Annotated in this window: 12 protein-coding genes; 2 read left to right on the plus strand and 10 right to left on the minus strand. The window is 55.2% G+C overall.

The features are described from left to right. Positions 1 to 76: 76 nt before the first annotated feature. The gene (locus tag ACFFLD_RS11780) at positions 77 to 8,545 is read right to left on the minus strand and encodes a GH36-type glycosyl hydrolase domain-containing protein (RefSeq protein ID WP_386072456.1); all 8,469 of its coding nucleotides are present in this window, start codon (positions 8,543 to 8,545) and stop codon (positions 77 to 79) included. Further along, complete coding sequence (locus ACFFLD_RS11785; protein ID WP_386043831.1) at positions 8,542 to 9,564, minus strand: universal stress protein; 1,023 nt, start codon at positions 9,562 to 9,564, stop codon at positions 8,542 to 8,544. The genes ACFFLD_RS11780 and ACFFLD_RS11785 overlap by 4 nt, the downstream gene beginning before the upstream one ends. Positions 9,565 to 10,061: 497 nt before the next feature. Here ACFFLD_RS11785 and ACFFLD_RS11790 point away from each other — a divergent pair, with 497 nt between their 5' ends. Together ACFFLD_RS11790 and ACFFLD_RS11795 are read left to right on the plus strand one after the other, a co-directional pair. Further along, positions 10,062 to 10,208, plus strand: a complete 147-nt coding sequence (locus ACFFLD_RS11790) for a hypothetical protein (protein ID WP_386043833.1) — start codon at positions 10,062 to 10,064, stop codon at positions 10,206 to 10,208. A gap of 12 nt (positions 10,209 to 10,220) precedes the next feature. Then, positions 10,221 to 11,642: a hypothetical protein gene (locus tag ACFFLD_RS11795; RefSeq protein ID WP_386043835.1), complete on the plus strand. Its 1,422-nt coding sequence runs from the start codon at positions 10,221 to 10,223 to the stop codon at positions 11,640 to 11,642. Positions 11,643 to 12,134: 492 nt separating this feature from the next. Here ACFFLD_RS11795 and ACFFLD_RS11800 read toward each other — a convergent pair whose 3' ends face one another. From ACFFLD_RS11800 to ACFFLD_RS11835, 8 genes are all read right to left on the minus strand, one after another. Further along, positions 12,135 to 12,566 (minus strand): OsmC family protein, encoded by a 432-nt coding sequence (locus tag ACFFLD_RS11800; protein WP_386043837.1) that lies wholly within the window; start codon positions 12,564 to 12,566, stop codon positions 12,135 to 12,137. Positions 12,567 to 12,830: 264 nt separating this feature from the next. Then, entirely contained in the window at positions 12,831 to 13,766 is a 936-nt protein-coding gene (gene arcC, locus ACFFLD_RS11805) for a carbamate kinase (RefSeq protein WP_386043839.1), read from the minus strand. 19 nt (positions 13,767 to 13,785) lie between these two features. Then, positions 13,786 to 14,784: an ornithine carbamoyltransferase gene (gene argF / locus ACFFLD_RS11810; protein WP_386043841.1), complete on the minus strand. Its 999-nt coding sequence runs from the start codon at positions 14,782 to 14,784 to the stop codon at positions 13,786 to 13,788. Between the two features lie 24 nt (positions 14,785 to 14,808). Next, on the minus strand, positions 14,809 to 16,029 hold the full coding sequence (arcA, locus tag ACFFLD_RS11815; RefSeq protein WP_386043843.1) for an arginine deiminase: 1,221 nt from the start codon (positions 16,027 to 16,029) through the stop codon (positions 14,809 to 14,811). 49 nt (positions 16,030 to 16,078) lie between these two features. After that, the gene (arcD, locus tag ACFFLD_RS11820) at positions 16,079 to 17,575 is read right to left on the minus strand and encodes an arginine-ornithine antiporter (protein WP_386043845.1); all 1,497 of its coding nucleotides are present in this window, start codon (positions 17,573 to 17,575) and stop codon (positions 16,079 to 16,081) included. A gap of 262 nt (positions 17,576 to 17,837) precedes the next feature. Next, positions 17,838 to 18,764 (minus strand): F0F1 ATP synthase subunit gamma, encoded by a 927-nt coding sequence (locus tag ACFFLD_RS11825; protein ID WP_386043847.1) that lies wholly within the window; start codon positions 18,762 to 18,764, stop codon positions 17,838 to 17,840. Positions 18,765 to 18,816: 52 nt separating this feature from the next. Further along, on the minus strand, positions 18,817 to 20,415 hold the full coding sequence (locus ACFFLD_RS11830) for an alternate F1F0 ATPase, F1 subunit alpha (protein WP_386043849.1): 1,599 nt from the start codon (positions 20,413 to 20,415) through the stop codon (positions 18,817 to 18,819). Further along, entirely contained in the window at positions 20,412 to 21,194 is a 783-nt protein-coding gene (locus ACFFLD_RS11835; protein ID WP_386043851.1) for a F0F1 ATP synthase subunit delta, read from the minus strand. Before ACFFLD_RS11835 ends, ACFFLD_RS11830 begins: the two co-directional genes overlap by 4 nt. Positions 21,195 to 21,197 lie beyond the last annotated feature (3 nt).

The raw sequence follows: 21,197 nt of genomic DNA on the forward strand, positions 1-21,197 counted from the left end.
AAATTCTTTATGGAGCACTCTATTCAGACAAAATCGTCTGACTGTTCTTTGGTAATTCCTGCTCGTTGGCTTACATTCATGACTGCCCCAAACGGACGTGAACCTCGTGCTCACCCGGCTCAATTGGGTCGAGCTTAATCAGGTTGGATTCCAGCGCTTTACCGTCAAGCGTCATGCTTTCGATGCCTGTTGCTAAATGATCAGGGTTCTCTACCACGATATGAACGTGCTGACACCCGATGTAAACCCAGGCCTCAAAGCCGTCCCATGATGGCGGGATGCAGGGCTCAATACGGAGGCCTCCTTCGAATCGCTGTAGCCCGAGAATGGCCTCGACACCGAGTCGCCATAACCAAGCCGCCGAGCCCGTATACCACGTCCATCCGCCACGCCCGTTCCACGGCGGTACACTGTAGATATCGGCGGCGAGCACGTACGGTTCCACCCTGTAGCGGTTCGAGTCGGCGCTGGTCTCGGCATGCAATATCGGATTGAGTAAACGAAAAATGCGCGTGGCGCGCTCACCGTCGCCAAGAGCGGCATGGGACCAGCCGAGCCAAGTCGCGGCATGCGTATACTGGCCACCGTTCTCGCGGACGCCGGGAGGGTAGGCACGAATGTAGCCGGGGTCGTGCAGCGTGGTGTTGTAGGGCGGCCAGAATAGGAGCACCAGCCGATCGGTCTCTCGGACGAGCTGGTCATCGGCCGCACAAACGGCCAATCTCGCTCGTTCGTTGGCAGGTTCGTCGGGTTCATTCGACAGCACCGCCCATGACTGAGCGATAGAGTCTATGCGGCACTCTCGGTTCGTTGCAGAGCCTACGAGTGATCCGTCGTCGTGGAACGCTCGTAGGTACCATTTGCCATCCCAGGAGCTGCTCTCAATGTTTGCCCGACACGACTCCGTTCGAGCGCGCCATTTTGCTGCACCGGTGGTATCACCCGATAGCGTACAAAGTTTGGCGAACCGAGCCATGGTCGCGCACAGGAACCAGCCGAGCCAAACGCTTTCGCCGTGCCCTTCTGCGCCGACGTGGTTCATGCCATCGTTCCAGTCGCCATCGCCCATTAACGGCAGCCCGCGAGTGCCTTCGGTTGCGCCGTGCTCAAGTGCCCGCCGGCAGTGTTCAAAGAGCGGAGCGGACGCTTGCGAGACTTCATACTGCGCATAGCGATCATGCTCATCAGCCTTGAGTGGCTCTCCGGTGAGGAACGGAATCGAGACGTCGAGGATCGTCATGTCGCCTGTTGCTGCGACGTACTCAGCGGTCACAAAGGGAAGCCAGAGCAGATCGTCGGAGCAGCGCGACCGAACGCCGCGACCGGACGGTGGATGCCACCAGTGCAGCACATCGCCTTGCTCAAACTGGTGTGCTGCGGCGTCGAGAATATGCGCGCGTGTTCGCTCCGGTGATGCGTGAACCAGTGCGAGTACGTCCTGGAGCTGGTCACGAAACCCAAACGCACCGCTGGCTTGGTAGAAGCCGATGCGGCCAAACAGCCGAGAAGACACAGTCTGGTAGAGTAGCCAGCGATTGAGCATGAGATCCATGGCAGGCTCTGGCGTTTTGACGCGAACGCTCCCTAGTAGCTTGTCCCAGAACGTGTCGAGTTCTTGGCGTGCCGTCTCGACCGCGGCAGGAGCACGGAACTGGGTAACGAGCTTTAGCGCTTCATCGCGGCTTGCTGCCTGGCCTAGCACGAAGTGAGCCTCAATCTGCTCACCGGGTGCTAGTTCGAGGTGAACCTGGAGCGCGGCACACGGATCAACCCCCGGCTCGGTGGAGCCGGTCAACCCCCAGCGTTCAAGCGCTTCTGGGCGCGCGTAGTCACCGCGCCTACCGAGAAACTCCAGACGATCAGTTGTGAAACCGTGCGGATTTTCTTTGGCTGCCAGGAACGCGACCCGACCGGCAAACTCCTCGTTCCAGTTGCAGGTTGCCAGCAGGGCGCCGGTGTTTCGGTTGTGCTCTGACGTGATGTAAGTCGACTGTTCGGCGCGACGAGCACCTAGCGCCCACTCGGCGTAGTAGGTCGCGGTCAAGCGACGATGGCGGGCGAGTACGTTCTTAACGCGAAGTTGCACGATCTTGAGCGGCGAGTCAGGGGGCACGAAGACGGTCATCGTCTGTTCGAGGCCGTGATCGGTTCGTTCGAAGGTCGAGTAACCAGCGCCATGGCGTATCACCGTCGTGCTCGCGCCACCAGCCGGAAGAGGGGTTGGCGACCACACTTCTGCCGTCTCTTCATCCCTCAAGTACAGAACCTCGGAGGGCGTATCAAGAACTGGATCGTTGCGCCACGGTGTAAGCTTGTTCTCGCCGCTGTTGAGTGACCATGTGGCCCCCAGGGACGTTTCGCTAACCAGGCAACCGAAGTGCTCGTTAGCCAGCACGTTGCACCACGGCGCGGGCGTGGAATTGCCGGGTGGGAGCGTGATGACGTACTCACGCCCATCCGCGCTGAAACCGCCTGTACCGTTGTCAAAAGTTAAATCTGGCTGTGGGCTCGCTGCTGATGCTGGCGCGGGTGTTGCCATTGCAAGCAATGGTGTTGTGGTGTCGTTTGCCAGGGTCGGCTTAAAGAGCGGCAGCTTCGGCGTCGTTTGGGCAACCTGACTCAAGCGCTGAGCGAGGGAGCCATCTCGGGTATCGAGCACTACCCGCGCGGCCGCTTCAAGATGACGACGCTCGTCATCCGACGCTTGATCGGAGGTGAGCAGGTGAATACCGCCGTGCCGATTAATCCATTCCTCGTCGCGTTGGGCAACGACGTGTCGAAGTCTCTCTGAGCTCTCGCTCGCATAGCTTGAGATCTGCTGGTCAATAAGCACAAGATCGAGTTGCACACCGCACCAGCGAAGATAGCGCTGTGCAGCGAGGGCCTCACGCAACAAGGGGGCGTTCAAATCGTGGACACGTATCAGGACGATGGGGTCATCGCCGGAGATACCGTGACCCCAGAGCCAGTGCTTACGGGGCTGTGGCACGCTGTTATCGAATCTGGCTCTTAAGGATGGGTCGGCGAAGAGTAGTGCCGAAAACAGGCGTTGAATCGACGGTAGCAGCTCTGGCTCGACGCTTGTCCGTTGGAGCCACCGTCCACTTTCGCGTTCGGCATCGCGGAATGTCCAGCGGACCGCGTGCATCGAACCGTATTTGCGCGCTAATTCAAACGCATCGGTGCGCGAGCGGCCTACGCTGGTGACGAATGCGAGGGTAACCTTGCCCTTAGGCGCAAGTTCAACTTTTGCCATCAGGCTCATGATTGGATCGAGTACTGCTCCCGAGCGGCCCTGGAGTGGTCCTCGCTTAGCGGTGAGAGCCGCAGGGCTGTCGAGATTTGTGCACCGGCCTTGAAACTCTCCACGATCTGTCTCGTACCCAGCGAACGTGGCGTCTGTGCCTTCGAGTACAAGTCGATGCACCAGCACTGCGCGGGGCTCATCATCAGACTTTCTCCGGCGTGCGAACATCAAAGCGTCAATATCAGCCAATTGCTCGCTCTCGACAAATATACTTGAAAAGGCTGGATGAACGTTGGCGTCGCGTTTCTTGACCAGTACTGGCCTTCCTGCGCTGGTGACTGTCAGTGTCCGCGGCTTATCGGTCTCGTTATGCAGGGTAATCTGTCGAACCTCGACATCATCGGCCGCTGCAACAGCGATCTTGACGTGAACAGAAATGCCCTGATTACGGTAATGATGTTCAATCTCGTGCATCGCATAGCGGGTGCGACCATTGGGCGAGGTGGCGAGCCAGACGCTCTGGCTAACTTCATCGCGCAAATAAATCCATAAGCCGTCGTTATCACGTGTGACATCGGGCTCGTAGCGGGTGAGTGCGAGTCCGTGCCAGTCGAGGCCGCCACCACCTGCATCGGTCACCAAGCTCGTTAACCGACCATTTCCGAGCACAAATGCCTGACGGCGCAATGGATCGATCGTCGACCAAGGACCTGGCGGGTTAGGTAGCGCCAACGCAGTAACGACGGCGCGCTCAGGAGCTGCAAGTGGCCACTCGCTAGGCGCGATGTGAGGCGCACGTTCGTCGAGGAGTAACTCACCGGCTGCGACCATCGGATCCGCGTGGAACCGATCTACCATTGAGCGGTTGTTGATCAGATTACCCAGCGAGACAAGCAACATGCCTTGATGGTGAGCCATGTAGGAACGGACTACGGTGGCTGGATGACCCTCCGTCGCTCGCTCGGGCGTCAAGTCGAGCGCCTCGAACATGCCGTAGGTACCCAGCATACCCATCGTTTCGAGCGCCCGAATGTTGGAGACGACCGCGCGAGGCGCGATCGAGACCGCAAGGGCCGACGCGTAGGGTGTGATAACAAAGTCCTCTTCAAGACCGCGCTTATAGCCAAGCCCAGGTACGCCGAAGGAACGGTACTGATAGGTTTGACCGGCGTCACGGAGAGCGAAAGCAGACTCGGATATTCCCCAAGGCTGGTTATGTTTTTCCCCCCACGCGATCTGAGCTTTAACGGCAAGTTCGCTAGTCCGATTGAGCAGCGTGTCCTCTCGACTCCTCATCAGCAGGTTTGGCATTAGGTACTCGAACATGGTTCCGCCCCACGACAACAGTGTAGGGCTGCCAGCGACAGACGTCATGGGTCGGCCCAGCGAATACCAATGTGCCTCGGGGACATCTTGCTTGACGATCGCTAGGTAGCTTGCAAGCCTTGCCTCAGAGGCCAGAAGGTCGTAGTAGTTTGGGTCAGCATGATCGGCCGTGACGTTGTAGCCAATGTGAAACAGCTTACGTTCGCTATCGTAGAGCCATTGGAAATCCATTCCGTTCAGTTCGGTTTCAGCGCGTATGGAGAGCTCAAGAAGCTCGACATGAAGAGCCGCGGCCTTATTCCGACCGCACTGCAGCGCATCAACGGTTTTCTGCGCAGAGGCATTAAGTGCCGGTGTGTTTTGACCGCGTTGACACAAATCGTGATGCCATGCACTAATCTCGCTAAGTAGCAGATCAGCGACAGCTGGAATCTCATCGAGCCGGAGCTTTGAGGAAAGTTCAGAGGATAGTTCTGAGGATAGTGCAGAGGGAAGCTCTAAAAGGCGAATGGCCGGTTCGTTCGCGAGTGCCAGCCAAGGTAACAGCTCGTTAAGTTCACGCCGCATCTGACGCAGCTGTTGCTGGAACGTATCAAGCGATTCCCGCAGGGCATCCAGCATATCGCTGTCGTGTCGATTCGTGCCGCTTTCGAGTAGCTTGAGCATCTCGCTGTTAAGCTCGATAGCACTGTCGTCACCGAGGGTGCATAGCGTCGTATAAGCTTCCTCCGGATGATTTTGCCCGTGTTCGACCGCGGTTCTTATTCGTTTGACCGTCAATCGCAATGTGTCAACGTTGCTATTTGGAATTGTATCGATGACGTCGGCAAGTAGGTCAACAGTGTCACCAAGACCTCTCCATGCGTCAGTACGGACAACAAAAGACGTCGCTATCTCACGACAACCTTGCGCAAGGGCGATGAGACAGCCTGCGAAATTCCCGCTGTCAACTGTTGAGACGTACTCTGGCAGCAGCGGCTGAAGATTTTTTGTGTCATACCAGTTTAGAAGATGTCCACGGTAGTGGTGTAAACGCGCGATACTGTCGAATGCGCGGCGAACGCGCAAAGACAGCTCGCTAGGGCCAATATAGCCAAAATCATACGCAGATAGCGTTGATATCAGCATCAGACCAATATTGGTAGGTGACGTGCGGTGTGCCGTCTGTTTGTGTGGTTCGGCTTGATAATTATCGATTGCCAGCCACTGGTCATTCGGTCCCACAAACGTATCAAAGAAGCGCCATGTTCGACGTGCAAGCAACCTCAATTGTTTGAGTTCATCTGGCCGAAGCGGCTCAGTTTTCAGACTAAGAGGGCGACTTACCCATCGAGCGATCTCAGGAGCGAGAAACCAGATGATTAAAAAAGGCGTGGCCGCTACCAAAGCTGAGGGGCGTGCCCATGCGACAATCGCCATTACTGCAGCTGCCAGGAGTGGAGACCCGGCTAGCGTCTGCCAGTAAAGTGCTCTCGGCGTTGTCCGTGCGATGCTGTGTTCCATGTTCGCAGCGGCTGTCCACTGCAACAGGTTCTTACCTGTCACCAAGGTTCTCACCATCACGCGGACTACTGCGTCGACGACGATGACTGATTCGTGGGCGAGAAAGGCCATGGCAAGCGCGCCTCGCCCGAGGTGTGCAGCGCGCCTGTGACGGTCAAAAACAATCGCTGGAAAAATCGGCGCGAGTACGAGCATGATCGCTCCAAACGCCCACCAAAGCGGGGAGCCGGGCAGCCAGGTCCAACCGAGAACGAAAAAAAGCAGCAGGGTAGGATTTGTCATACTTCGACGTAGATTGTCGAGGATCTTCCAGCGATCTATGGGGGAGAGCGAATTGTGTACGTACTGCCCACCAACGCTCGGCACTCGCGGTAACAGCCAGCGCAGCAGTTGCCAGTCGCCGCGAACCCAGCGATGCATGCGCTTGGTAAAGGCGGCGTAGCTTGATGGGTAACCCTCGTACAGTGCGATGTCACTGGCGAATGCGGCCCGGCCATGAACACCTTCGAAAAGGTCGTGACTGACGATTAGGTTTTCCGGCACACGACCGTCGACGCTGCGCATGAAGCTATCGATCTCGTAGATTCCCTTGCCGCAGTAAATCCCAGAACCGAACAAATCCTGGTATGTTTCGGAAACGGCATGGGTGTATATATCGAAGCCAACATCACCGGTGAAGATTCTTGAGAACCAGGTTGGGCGTGTACCGGACGGCGCAGTGTCGATTCGGGGCTGTATAATGGTATACCCCGCGATGACTCGCCCGGTCAAAGGATCAAGTTCTGCGCTATTCAGAGGGTGTGCGAGGGCGCCAACTAACCGATGGGCAACTCCCATCGGGAGCTGTGTGTCGCTGTCGAGGGTAATAACAAACCGGATTTCAAACAGACCCTGCGGGTCGCCGACGTGGCGTACGTAGCTCGTCGTTGTGTCATCTCGAAGCAAGCGGTTGAGTTCATCCAACTTGCCACGCTTGCGCTCCCAGCCCATGAATCGGTTTTCACAAGGATTCCATTGTGACTCGCGGTGAAGTAAGTGAAAGGGGCCATGGCCTTGCACGCTATGCTTGGTATTGAGCGCCTCAATCTCGTGATCGAGACGGTCAAGAAGTGCTGCGTCTGTCGCTATTTCTTTGGAGTCTATGTCATCAGTAAGCAGCGCGAACTGTAGCTGTGGATCAGGATTCGACAAATAATGAAGCTCAAGCTGACGGATCATGCTCGCGACGTCTCCCTCCCGACCGAGCAGCGTTGGAATCACGACCAGTGTTCGGACTTCGGAAGACATGCCTTTTGTCAAGTCAAGTTTAGGCAGCCTGCGCGGAGGGAGTAGTCGCGCAAGGAAATTTTGTATGATCGTGACCGCAAGGCCAGAAAACGGGATGGCAACGACAATGACCACCACAGCAATCTTCCAACCTATCATCGCGTTTTGAGCAAGAAGCCAGCCCAACACTATCAACGGGATAATCGTCAATAGCGCAAGCGGGCAAAGATAAGAGACCGTTGGCCAACGCATCACAGCGCGTCGCAACCGTTCAACGCCGGTGGTACGGTAGTCGACATGCTGCTCAAGTAAGGCACGCCCACTGCCTACAAGATAATGACCCACGTGCTGCCTTCGCTCGTCAGGATAATCCTCTGCCGCCAGATTGATCGCAATATGGGCGATACTCTCCTCGGAGTGGTTCGTCGCCAATGCGAGCGTTTCTACGACCTTGCGATATGAGTCGCAGGTCTCAAAGTCCATTTGACTGTAGACGTGCGCCGGATCGGTTCGCAGGATCGCCTCAACCTGGTTGGTGTTCTCAAAGAACACCTTCCAGTCGACCACATCTAGTAAGCGCAGCGCTCGAATTGAGCACTCAACGCCTACGCTAGGATCGAGCGCAAACCGCTCCGTAGTGAGTGGTGGGTATTCGTTTACGAGCTTTTCGCTGCGCGTCGTGATGTGCAGTTTGTCGAGATAGCGAACGAGTTGATGCAAAATACAGGTTCGCAGTAGCGTCGGCAGAGCCCAGAGCTCGGCGATGCTGAGAGGCCTAACTTGTTGATAAGCGTCTACGTAACGCTGCAGTGATTCGAGGTCGAGCTCGATATTTGTCTGGGCGACAATCTCCTGGGCGACAACGTCGATACGCATCCGGCCGGCCGCTTTCCCTGACGCCACTACGGGCAGATTACGAATGAACCCAAGCGGCAAGTCTTTCTCGATTTGTCGCGTAACACGCCGGATCAGGTAGTAGTTGTCGATGAACCATTCTGTCGCCTCCGGCATCGTCAACTCACCGTCAGTCATCGACACAAGGTGCTTATGCGCGTTCTCAAGTGCTTTTGCGACAGATGATCGACCAAGGCCTTTAAAGGGGGCGGTGCGTTTAAGTGTTAGGTGGCTCTCAGCGAGTTCGCGAGCATGGTCTTCAAGAGAAGGCGTTGTTTTCTCACTCATTGGTGCTGCGGTGTTGGTCACATAAGCTCCGGCAAATAGCTGGCGCGTAGCGGTGGGGCAATCACCTCACCGAAGTCGATTCTCTCCATCTCACCTTCAGGTCGATCCTGGAGCATCAATACTGGCACTTCCGAATGTGTGAGAAGATATTCCGTCACACACCCATGGCTGTGATCTCCATCACAGTTGGCGCCATGTGCTGCGACCACGATGAAGTTAGCACGCTCGTGCTTGGCGACTTCAATGATGGCTTTGCTTTGGTTGGCATGCTGTACAACGACGGTTCGTACTCGATCACCATCCCGTGCTAGCCCTGCGCGAAGTCCTTCAAGATAGGTCTTCGCACTAATTTCCATATGAGAGGCCAACTGGCGAACGAGTTTGAGATCTTCAGCGGTGTGAAGCACTGAGGTTGGCAACTGCTCCTGGATGACATGGACGAGAATTAGCTCAGCGCGGTGCGCGCGCGCAATGCGCGTAGCGGTTGGTAACACGCATTCGGTACGAAGAGAACCATCAAGTGGCACGATGATACGTTCTGGTGACATGGCGATTGGAGATTCAGAGGCTGCATGTGCGATGAAGACTGAACTGCGTGATACGGCGAGCACTTGATGCACCGTACTCCCCAGCCCCCAGGCGGTGACGCCGCTTTCGCCGTGACTCCCAATGACGGTAAGGTCTGCTCGAATTTCCTTCTCGATCTCGACAATACGCTCCGCCGGATGCCCTTGTTCAAGCCTAACTTTGACCGGGCGGCCTAGGGCTTGAGCTGCTTTTTTTTCCAATCGCTCAAGGTGGTAGCGTGCTTGCTGTCGGGAAAATTCCCAGTCCAGCGCGTTGTTATTGGCCCCGCCCTCATGTTCGTGGCGCGGCTGCATTACGTGGATCATTGTCAGATCGCTTCGTAGCACTCGCGCGAGAGAGATCGCGTAGAACAAACAAACATCAGTGAAGGGGGAAAGGTCTACACAAACCAGGATCTGATGCCTTTCGATTAGTGGGGCGCTGGACAGGGTAGGCGAGGGAACCATTTTCATATTCAAATCCTTGTGAAGTTGGGCGGCCACACCTAACGAAGGCACTTGGTCGTCAGCTTTGGGTTGTCTGTTCTTGCGTTGTATATTTCTTTTGAATAGCCCTTTTCGATAAACGACGTATGGAGATTAAAAGCTCCCCTTGGTGGCTATCTGTGCGCCGCCGTACAATAGTTTTTATAGGTGTTGTGGCTTCAGGATTGTTGGTGCACGGCTGTTTTGCATGGTTTTTTTGAAAACTTTCTTTGCATAACTAAGTCTTTTACGAGCAGGCCGCGTAGATGTCGGTTTACCCCCCAACAGGTGCCGTCGTTTAACAGAAGCGTTTTGCATAGCGAATGGCTCTCATTCGTTGTTCAGCTTATTCCTATAATCAAAGAATTTCTGTTGGGTAGCGCACAGACCAGCCTCCCAGTCGAAAATAGACTGACAAATAAATTAAGTTTCTAAGATCCCAGTACCGGACGGTGCTGGGTGCATGGTGAATAGGTAAGGAAAATATGTTGGCGATTACCAATTCTGATGCAAATACAAACACTGCTGTTGCAAACTTTGACGAGGCGCTTGAACAGCTAGGGGTCGATATTTTGAACGACCCTGTTGCGTCTAATATCAATGTGTTAGAAGCGGCACTGCATGTAATGTAAGCGCCCGGCGGAATGGATGCGCTATATGATCGCGTATCAGTAATAGAAGCCAAGGGCGTATTCGCCAACAGCGACTGGGATCAGCCCGCCATTTTGCGACCCGCCTTGGCTGTGAGAACGTTACGCCAGGGGGCGCCACCATACACGTCAATCGAAGCGCTGAGTGAGCTTCGGCTATTGGCGGTAGCAATGGGGGAATATATTCACCCCGGAATTTCAGCGGAGCAGGCAAGTCACTTTCTGACCCAAGTGACAGCACTGAACCTGGATCTGCTTTCAGGTCAGATGAGCGAAGCAGATAGGGAGCGGCCACAAAAGCTTGGTGAGATCGTTAATTCGCTTTATCAGTTCTTGCTCAATCGCTTAGGCTACGAAAGTATTCTCGATAGCTTGGTGGATGAGGTGCATCGTTTACTGGCCCAGCGTCCGATACAAACAAACAGCATAAAGCAGATGGTAAGTCAGATTGCCAAATGTCTGTTTGACCCGGCAATTGAAACATCGGGCATGGATAAAGCCGCACGCCTTGTCGGTGCTTTGTTTGGCCCAACGCCAGGCTGTCGCGATGACCCAGGCTTTTCGATATATAGCGAACGTCTAGCCGCCATGGACGAACCCGCGCTAAGACAAGAAGCGTATGGCTATGCCCAAGCCATGCATGGAACCGGCATGGTTTCTGCCTATCATCCCATGCTGTTAAGGTATCTGCTGTGGGGGCGAGACGACCTTATACCCCTGGCACTGGGCCTGAGTATAACCGGCAACGATGCCTTTCAGAGCTACCGGCAGATCGTGCTCAAGCTAATTGATGAAGTGGTTCACCCGCAAACCTGTCAAGCTGTTTATGGTCTGGCCTTGTTTCTAGAACGAGGCTGTCTGTTTTCTCCACCGGTAGCGTCGGGCCTATGGCGGCAGTTGGAACTAAAGCTGTGTCAGACTGTATCTGACAAACTGAGTGCGATTTTCGGTGATGAGCACTCACCGCGTGTTTATTTGCTGGCCGGTGTTTTGAGCCTGCTGGGTCAACCATTGGGTATTGGCCAGGGTAATAACCCTACCTGTCAGTCGGTTATCGGGCTTTCGATGTGGTCTTTTAACGACGCCGATTATCTGTTGCAACTGGTGGCATGGGCAGCCCGTGATGATGATGTCGTCATGCGTTTTGAGGGTCAGCATATTAACTCTCAGTACTTGGCAGCAGGTCTTGCGAAGGAGCCCCCAATCGATGTGGATCCGGTCTCATTGGTTCTGATACCTCACCTTGACCGGATATATGGCGAGATGGGGCGCTTGTGCGGGGTCCGGGATGATGACTTACACCGCTGGATCAATCCAGAAATGTATGGCTGGTGGGTTGGGCATGGTTTTCTCAGTGTTATTAGCCGGCAAACAGGAAAGATCCATGATTATGAGGATTTTATCCGCCACTTTTAAGCCTGCTATCACCCTTATTACAACAGCAACATACCCGTTATTCATCCGCAGCCCGCTGGTATCGCTGTTACCGATAGCGGCGGGCGGCTGGTTGGACGCCATGCCATTACCATTATCCGGGTCAACCTTGATCAGGATGGTGAGGTGCGCCTCTATTTTTCAACCCCAACAATGACAGCGGACAGGATTGGGGCCAAGGCGTTCATTGCTCGACAGAAAAGCATGGTGAGCGTCCCGGCGAAGCATCACTGCCTTTTGTAGCCTTCGCCTCACGTTTGTGTGTATTTCATTACGACCCGAGAGAGCTAGGGGACATATCTGTGATTCCTGAAGCAGACATAGCTAGCGCCACAGAGCTTGGCCGCACCAGTTGGGTTAAAAGCTATGAGTAAACTCCTCTCAATAGTTTGGTCTATTGGCTATTTCGGGCCGCGATTCCAATGAAACGCAACAGGCTTCAACATGGCTTTACAGTATTGTGTCAGTTAATTTCTAATCTGATCGGATATCGCGAAGTAGCACGCCTTTCAGTTCCGTTCCCGGTGCGACAGTGTTGAAAATGGTGCTGTATTTCTTCACTTTCTCGTGCAGCAATTCAAGACGATGGTCATTCTCATCGCTATCCACCAGAATTTCATAGTCAATGAATTCCATCTTTGGTGGCTCGTCTTGGCGCAGGCCAACGGAGAGGATCTTCACGCCGCGCAATTCGAAGTTCAAGATTGGGGCCTCTCGTTCAATGCCTTTGATCATGCAAGCGGCAAGAGAGGCCATGAGTAGTTCGGCGGGATTGAAAGCATCTGGGCACCCCGTCAAATCAGTGTCCAAATTTATATTAGCCTCTTTGCAATGAGCCAGACTACCGTGATCATCAATACGCCGCGCGCTGACGGCATAGGTCATTTTGGTTTTGTATTCGCTCATGATCACTCCTGAACCAGGTATTCCATATTCGTTGGATCTAACCCGTTGAATTCTCAATGTCTAAATTGGCGTTCAATTCGTGTCATAAGAAATCAAGTAAGTTTCTAAAGTGCCTGTACATATAAGTAAGCTATCCATCAAATGGATATTTTTGAGAAGATGTTCGAAATCACTTTCAAGGTTGAATGGAGCCAGTCTATATGCGATGAAAATGATGGTCTGTGCGTTGTCATACAGACGCTTCGCGACATGGGATAAGTAGAATCACCTGATATCAGCGTTACCTAGGCTGGCAGAGTAGACCTGCGTCCCTGCGCTGCCTTCGAGCATGCCCTCAATCTGTTCTAGCGAGCCGATTACCGCGCGTTTACCGGTAGCGAGAACAAAGGCTTGCGCTGCTTCGACTTTTGGCCCCATTGAACCCGCGGCGAAGTCGTATTGGCTTAAATCCTGAGGCGTTACTTTGTCGATAGCGTTCTGGGTAGGTTTTCCCCAATCTAGAAAGACCGCTGATACGTCGGTGGCGATGACTAACAGATCCGCCTGTAATTCACGTGCAAGTAGGCTGCTGCATAGGTCCTTATCGATCACAGCCTCGACGCCTTGCAGGTCTTTTGTATCCTTGTAGCGTGCCACTGGTATGCCTCCGCCCCCAGCGGCGATGACCAAAGCGCCACGCTCCAGCAACCAGCGAATTGCTTGCAGACCGAGTACCCGTACTGGTTGTGGGGATGCCACTACGCGCCTAAACGCACTGCCATCCGGCGCCATACTCCAGCCCTTGGCAGTGGCGATTTGCTCAGATTCTACCTTGCCGTAAACCGGGCCGATTGGCTTGCTTGGATGTCTAAAGGCGGGATCCTTTGGATCGACCTCTACGCGGGTTATCAGCGTCGCCACCTCACGAGTGCCAGGCAGCCGATTGGCCAGCTCTTGCTCTAACAGATAACCGATCATGCCATCCGTTTGTGCGCCCAATACGTCCAGCGGGTAGGCATCCACTTTTACATAGGCATCAGCCTGTAGTGCCAATAGACCTACCTGCGGACCATTGCCGTGCGTTATCACCAGGTCGTGTTTTTCGGCCACGCGCGCCAGCTGAGAGGCTGCACTACGAATATTCTCCAACTGGTTTTCTGCCGTGGGTGGTTGATCTCGGCGCAGGAGTGCATTGCCGCCCAGCGCAACGACAATCCTCATGATTTAGCTCCTTTAAGTCTCATCCGAGGGTCGCTACCAGCACGGCCTTGATGGTGTGCATACGGTTCTCTGCTTGGGTGAAGACAATCGAGGCGTCTGATTCGAATACCTCATCGGTGACTTCTATTTCGCTGAGGCCATACTTCTCATGTACCTGGCGACCAACCTCGGTTTCTAGACTATGGAATGCTGGCAGACAGTGCATGAATCGGCTATTGGGCTTGCCAGTTGCCTGCATCAATGCGGTATTGACCTGATAGGGCAGCAATTGGTCGATGCGTTTCTGCCAGACCTCGTCGTCCTGGCCCATAGAGACCCATACGTCGGTATAGAGAAAGTCAGCGCCGACCACCGCCTCCAATGGATCGGTCTCCAGTGTGATGCGTGCGCCGGTGGCGCTTGCCAGTTCACGCATTTGGGCGACCAGTTCGGCGGGTGGCTGTAATTCTGCAGGCGAGCAAATGCGGACATCCATGCCCATTAGGGTACCGCCGACCAGTAGCGAACTACCCATATTGAAACTGGCGTCTCCGAGGTAGCAGAAACTGAGTTCGTGCAGTGGCTTCTCGCCGAATTCCTGCATTGTCAGTAGATCGGCGAGTATCTGTGTGGGATGCATTTCATCAGTCAGGCCGTTCCATACTGGCACCCCAGCATACTTTGCTAGCTCTTCAACTACGCTTTGGTGAAATCCGCGGTACTCGATCCCGTCGTAGTAGCGCCCAAGTACGCGTGCGGTATCTTTCAGCGATTCCTTGTGGCCTAGTTGCGAGGCACCAGAATCGAGGTAGGTGACGTGACCACCCTGATCGTGCACCGCGACTTCGAAGGCGCAGCGGGTGCGGGTTGAAGGCTTCTCGAAGATCAGGGCGATATTTTTGCCCTTTAAGCGTGGCACTTCATTGCCCACTGCTTTAGCGCGCTTTAGTTCGGCAGACAGATCCAGAAGGAAGCGGATTTCATCTGGGGTGAAGTCTTTTAGCGCCAATAGGCTACGATTGTGCAGATTAAAACTCATGATATTGCCTCATCAGGGTTAGGATCAGAGCGCGTCGCGCTCAATCGGGCAGGACATGCAGTGGCTGCCGCCTCGTCCACGCCCTAACTCGGAACCAGGGACTGTGATAACTTCCACTCCTGCCTTACGCAACAAGGTGTTGGTATGGGTATTACGGGCATAGCCCATCACTACCCCAGGCGACAGTGCCAGCAGGTTGTTGCCGTCGTCCCACTGTTCTCGCTCTGATTGCCAAGCATTTCCGCCAGTAGCCACCGAGCGTAGCTTGGCCAACCCCAGCGCCTCAGCTACCACGTCGAGGAAGGGCTTTGTTTCAGTACGTACATCCAGACTGCCTTCTTTTTCACCCGGCCGGAGGCTGTGTACACGGATTTCATCGACCATTTCTGGGAAGCTAGTGACTAAGTCTACGTCGCAGAACGTAAATACTGTGTCCAGATGCATGGCGCCGCGAGATTTTGGTATCTGTGCTGCAAGCACGCGAGTAGCCGCGCCCTTTGCAAACAGGCTACGGGCAAGTTGGCTAACGGCCTGTGGTGAAGTACGCTCACCCATGCCTATCATTACCACGCCATTGCCTAGGGGCATCACATCGCCACCTTCCATTGTCGCACCGCCGTGCTCTTCGTCCGGGTCACCCCACCAGGTTGTTACCTGACCGGCGAACAAAGGATGGAAGCGATACACCGCTGCCGTTAGCAGTGTTTCCTGTCGGCGTGCGGGCCAGTACATTGGGCACAGGACCACGCCCTTACCGATCCAACAACTACTGTCACGGCTGAACAGGGTGTTAGGTAGCGGCGGCAGCAGAAAATCGTTTGCGGCCACGTATTTCGCCAGCAGGCCCGCTGGTTCGAACGTCAGTTCGGCGCGTGCCAAGCCGCCGATCAGGTGTTCCGCCAAGCGTTGTGGAGGCAGCTCTTCTAGCCAGGGGCGGAGCTCCTGTACCAGTTCCCTATCAACGGTTCCTGGGCCTAATTTACGATCTAGCAACCAGGTGCGGGCTATCGGGTCGGCCATGGTCGTGGCCAGTAGATCATGTAACTCCAGTACTTCGACATCGTGGCTCACCATGGCATTGGTGAACGCGTCGTGGTCATTGCGCGCCTGCTCAACCCAGATAACGTCATCGAACAATAAGTCGTGGCAATTAGCCGGCGTCAGGCGTTGTTGCGCTAGGCCGGGCCGGCATACCAGTACACGGCGCAGACGACCAACTTCAGAATGTACACCTTGAGACGTCATCGCATCGTTCTCCTGTTCAAGCAAAGAGAGAGTGAAAGTGGGCACGTGTTCACAGGCTGAGTCGCCCCATGGCTAGCAGCGTGGCTGCCACGATGGCCAGTAATACCAATGCCGCTAGTACTAGCCATTCCCAAGTGGTAAACACTTGTTCCTTGCGCTGGCGTTTGGCCCAGGCATACAGCAGCACGCCAGGCGCATAGAGCATGGCGCTCAGCAGTAGGTACTTGAAACCAGCGGCGTAAAGTAGCCACAAGCAGTACATCGTGGCCAGTGCTGCAACAGGGACATCGGCACGTCCGATTGCTGCCTTGACACCTTCACCACGCAATGCCAGTGAAAGGCCATAAGCGGCACTGAAAAGGTAGGGCAGCAGGATCATCGCGGTAGACAGCGAAATCAGTGCCAAATAGGAAGCTTCGGAGAATAACGTCAGTATCAGGAATAGCTGCACCATGCCATTCGTCAGCCAAAGGGCGTTGGCAGGCACGTGTTTTGTATTTGTCTGCCCCAGCCATTTTGGCATGACGCCGCCACCGGCAGGGGTGAACAGCGATTCAGCAGCGAGCAGCATCCAGGCCAGGAATCCACCGCCCACAGAGACGATCAAACCTACGTAGATCAGGACAGCACCCCAGGTGCCAACAGCATTTTCAAGCACGCCCGCCATTGATGGGTTTTTGAGACCAGCCAGTGTCGGTTGATTGAATACTCCCAGAGATAATAACGACACCGCCATCAGCAACAGCAGGCAAATTAGAAAGCCGATGATAGTCGCGCGACCTACATCCTCACGGTTGCGTGCTCTTGCCGAATAAACGCTGGCACCTTCGATGCCTATAAACACCCAGACGGTCACCAGCATGGTGCTCTTGACCTGGTCGAGCACGGAACCGAGACCCGCGTCTCCCCAGAAATCGAGACGGAAAGTGTCTATCTCAAAGGCCATTGCTACCAGTGCAATGAACAGCAGCAAAGGCACTATCTTGGCTAACGTGATCACCGCGTTAAGTACTGCTGCACCTTGTATACCGCGCAGTACCAATAGATGTATGACCCACAAAACGATGGAGGCGCCAGCGATGGCGGCCGGGGAGTTGCCATCACCAAATATAGGGAAGAAGTAACCAAGCGCACTGAAGGCAGCAACCAGATAACCGACATTGCCAATCCAGGCGCTTACCCAGTAGCCCCAGGCAGAATTGAAGCCCACGTATTCACCTGACAGCGCGCGGGCATAGGCATATACGCCATTGTTGAGTTCGGGTTTGCGCATCGAGAGCATCTGGTATACTCGAACCAGTAACAGCATCCCGATACCGGTAATGGTCCAGCCGATCAGGATAGCCCCAGCACCTGCACCGGCGGCCATGTTTTGTGGAAGCCCGAATATGCCGCTGCCGATGATCGAACCGACCACAAGCGCCACCAACAGGCTGAGCCCCAATTTGGCAGGCGAGGCGGCACTGGCTTGGATGGGGGGCGTGGTGACGTTAGCGACGCTAGGCGCTGCGAATGTTTCGGAGTGAACTGTGCCAGACTTATTCATGTAAACGCCCGCGCTGAAGTCTGTAGATGACACTGTCGCTTGAACTTAGCCTGAAGAGCATCAGCGATGATCGAGGTTTGGCCTAGCTCATTGTCTGTGGGCGCGAGTTCATTGGTAGAGCGGTTATCGTCAGACTGTGGCTGAGTCATCTCAGATACCTGTGCAGTTTGCTGCCAGCGACTGGGACTTAGGTTGGCTGGAGTCTCTGCTTAGTCTCTTCCCTGTATCTAAGCCTGTCTGTACGTCAACGCACGCAGTATCATCATGACTTGATGCTGGTACCGTCGCTGGGCATTAAAGCGTCGAAACCGGAGATAACGTCGAACAGCTCCTCATCGATGCCTGCTTGTCGTAGCCGATGAAAGCGGGCGTGCAGTGACTGCAGCAGCTCGGCGATATTGCGGTCTGCGCGCTGCATAGCAGCCAGTCGACTAGCATTTTCACTGGCTAAAGACTCAGCGCTGGCGCGAAACAGCGAGACGAAGAGGTGTTCACGGATAAAGGCGCGCAGGGTCTGCGCAGAGATATCCAGTACTTCGGGTATCTGGGGGGTAGGCCACGGTTGCTTGGCCAGCCCATGCTGCCATTGAGTATCCAGGGGCAGCAGACGCTGGCTTACTGGGGCATAGCCAGCAGCATTTGGCCGGTTGTAGAAGAGGGTCAGCGCGGTGCTTTGCGTGGCAAAATGCCCTTCGTCCTCCGTTGTGATGTCTGAGCTTTGAACGTTTAGCAAAATATCGCCGACCAATCGGCTAATCAGCTCCACCGATCCGGGAACCACAAAGAGTCCCTCGGGCGAAATGCCAGCATCGACAAGACGCGCATGCGCGCGCTCGCCAACAGCCCAAACCTTGGCTCCTGTATTCGCCAGTGCTTGCACTGCATGGTCGACAGCCACCTCGTTGAATCGACCCACCAGCCCTTGATCGGAGCCGAATACCACCGCGTGCTGTCGGTTCGGATGGGGGCGTGGGGGCAGTGTCTGCACCTTTGAGCCTCCCTGCTCGACTGCGCGTAGACACACGCTTAGTCCAAGTTCGACCGTGTGTGCGTAATCGGCCAAGGCTGCTACTGAGCGTTCATATTGTCCAATGGCCGATGCGGCGGACGCTTTCATCGTACTGACTACGGACTTGAGGTCTCCGGCGCTATCAATCTGACGACGTAGGGCAATGAGCGTGGTGGCCATTAAGGTTGCACTTCATTGATGTTAGTAGAGATGAGGTTAACGCTGTGTCTTTTCATGGGTGGGCGCTGGTTTCAGTATGAGCAGTCGCCGCTTGTGGTAGTGCGTTATCAATTGGGGGCAGGAAAGTTGCAAGTACCAGACGGGCTGCTTCGATGATCTGCAGGCGATCCGTGTCGGTCAACTTATCGCCTGCGGTGAGACGTTTGCTAAGGTTATCAGACAGGTCATTGGCCATCTCTTCCACGGCGTGTTGTGCTGCCGACATGTGCTCAAGTGGAACGGCGTCAAACAAGGCTGCGTTCAATACCAGCAGGATGGCGATCTGGGCGGGCACTGAGACCGGCGAAAATTCGGCCTGGCCGAGGCAGGCGCGAATGCGTTTCCCGTGCTCGATGGATTGCCGCGTATCTTCATCCAGGCGAGCGCCAAAACGGGCAAAGGTTTCAAGTTCTTCAAACTGTGCATAGGCCAGCTTAAGGTCGCCTGCCACTGCGCGATAGGCCGTACGCTGTGCCTTGCCACCCACACGCGATACCGACTGACCCACGTCAATGGCCGGTAAAATGCCGAGTTCGAACAGCGATGGCGACAGCACTATCTGTCCATCGGTAATAGAAATCAGGTTGGTCGGGATGTAGGCCGAGATATTTTGTGCCTCGGTTTCGATAATGGGCAGCGCGGTCAGCGAACCGCCCCCACGCTCTTTGTTTAAGCGGGTGGCGCGTTCGAGCATGCGTGAATGGATATAGAAGATGTCGCCGGGAAAGGCTTCCCGCCCCGGTGGCCGACGCAGTAACAGCGACAATTCGCGGTAGGCGCGGGCGTGGTGGGTGAGGTCGTCGTAAACGATCAGTACGTCGTGGCCCTGTTCCATGAAGTGCTCGGCGATACTCGTGGCGGCGTAGGGCGCAATGTAAGCCAAACCAGGGGCCTCGTTACCTTCGGCGACAACGACCACGGTGTAGGAAAGCGCCTCTTTCTCGCGCAGGTTAGCGACTGCCTTCGCCACCGCCGACGCCCTTTGGCCAATGGCGCAATACACACAAAGAACGTCTTTACCGCGCTGATTAAAAATAGTGTCGATGGCAATTGCCGTCTTGCCCGTCTGGCGGTCACCCAGTATCAGTTCACGCTGACCGCGACCAATTGGAATCAGCGCGTCTATGACTTTCAGTCCGGTCTGCAGCGGCTCTGTCACCGGGGCGCGATCCATGATGGCGGTCGCGGGCCGTTCGATAGGCAGCCGCTGATGTGTCATCACCGGCCCCAGACCATCCAGTGGTCGCCCGAGCGGGTCGATCATTCTGCCCAACAAGGCGTCGCCCACGGCCACGTCCATTACCCGGCCGGTACGCTGAACTTCTTGCCCCGCATGCAGGTGTGCGTAGTCACCTAGCAGTACCACATCAATGCTGTCTTCATTGAGATTGAATGCGATACCGAATAGTCCGCCGGGGAATATCAGCAGCTCCTCGGAGCTGGCTTGCTGTAGCCCATGAACACGTGCAATGCCGGTGGAGACACTGGTGATCGTGCCCACCTCGCGTAGTGTTAGTTGCGGTTCGAATGTCTGCAAACGCTGCTGGATATCTGCGAACGCGCTTTCGATAGCGCGTTGTAGGCTTGTTTTGTCGGATATTGCGGCGGTCATGCAGCCTCCGTCGCATCGGACTTGGCGTGCGCCGTATGCGGACTTGAGGACAAGGCACTCAAGTAGTCTGCAATACTCCAGGCCAGTTTCTGACCTTGGGCACTGATTTCAATGCCTGCTATCAGGTCAGGGGAGGTCTCGAACCTAAGCACAATGGAGTGGCCGAGCTTATCCTCCAGTGCGGTTTGGATGGCCGACTGCTGAGATGCAGGGAGTATGAAAGCGCTGCGCAGTAGGGCAGGAGTTGACTCGGAAGCGTCCGTGAGTGCCTTGCTTAGTGATGCCAATGTCTCGCCGTCGGCGTTTTGTAAGCGCTGAATAAATACGTCGCTTGCTCGTTGCTCCAGGCTAGTGTTTGCAAGGTCGCTTAGCACTCGGCGTGCGATATCAAAGGCCTGTTGTTGGGTATGGCGGATGATCTCTGCATGTAGATGTTGGGTGTCCGTTGACAACGCCTTGGCGCGCGCTGCGTTCGCTTTGTCGGCGACAAGGGCTGCCTCGGTACGCAGGCGTTCACCCTCCGCAGTTGCTGAATCCGTGGCTTGCTGCAATAAATCTGCACGCTGTTGCTCGAACGCTAGATTTTTTTGCTCAAATTCGCTTTTTTGCTTGTGCGCCTCTGCCTTGGTATCGGCGGCGTCCGCCAGAGCTGCAGCAATCTTTTGCTCACGCGCAGCGATGGCGTTCAGTACCGGCTGGTAAAGAAAGCGCTTCATCAACCACACCAGAATTATGAAGTTCAGCACCTGTGCGCCGACAGTAAACCAATCGATGAGCATGGC

Origin of the sequence: Vreelandella sulfidaeris (genome assembly GCF_042429665.1) — a bacterium.
Taxonomy (GTDB): domain Bacteria; phylum Pseudomonadota; class Gammaproteobacteria; order Pseudomonadales; family Halomonadaceae; genus Vreelandella.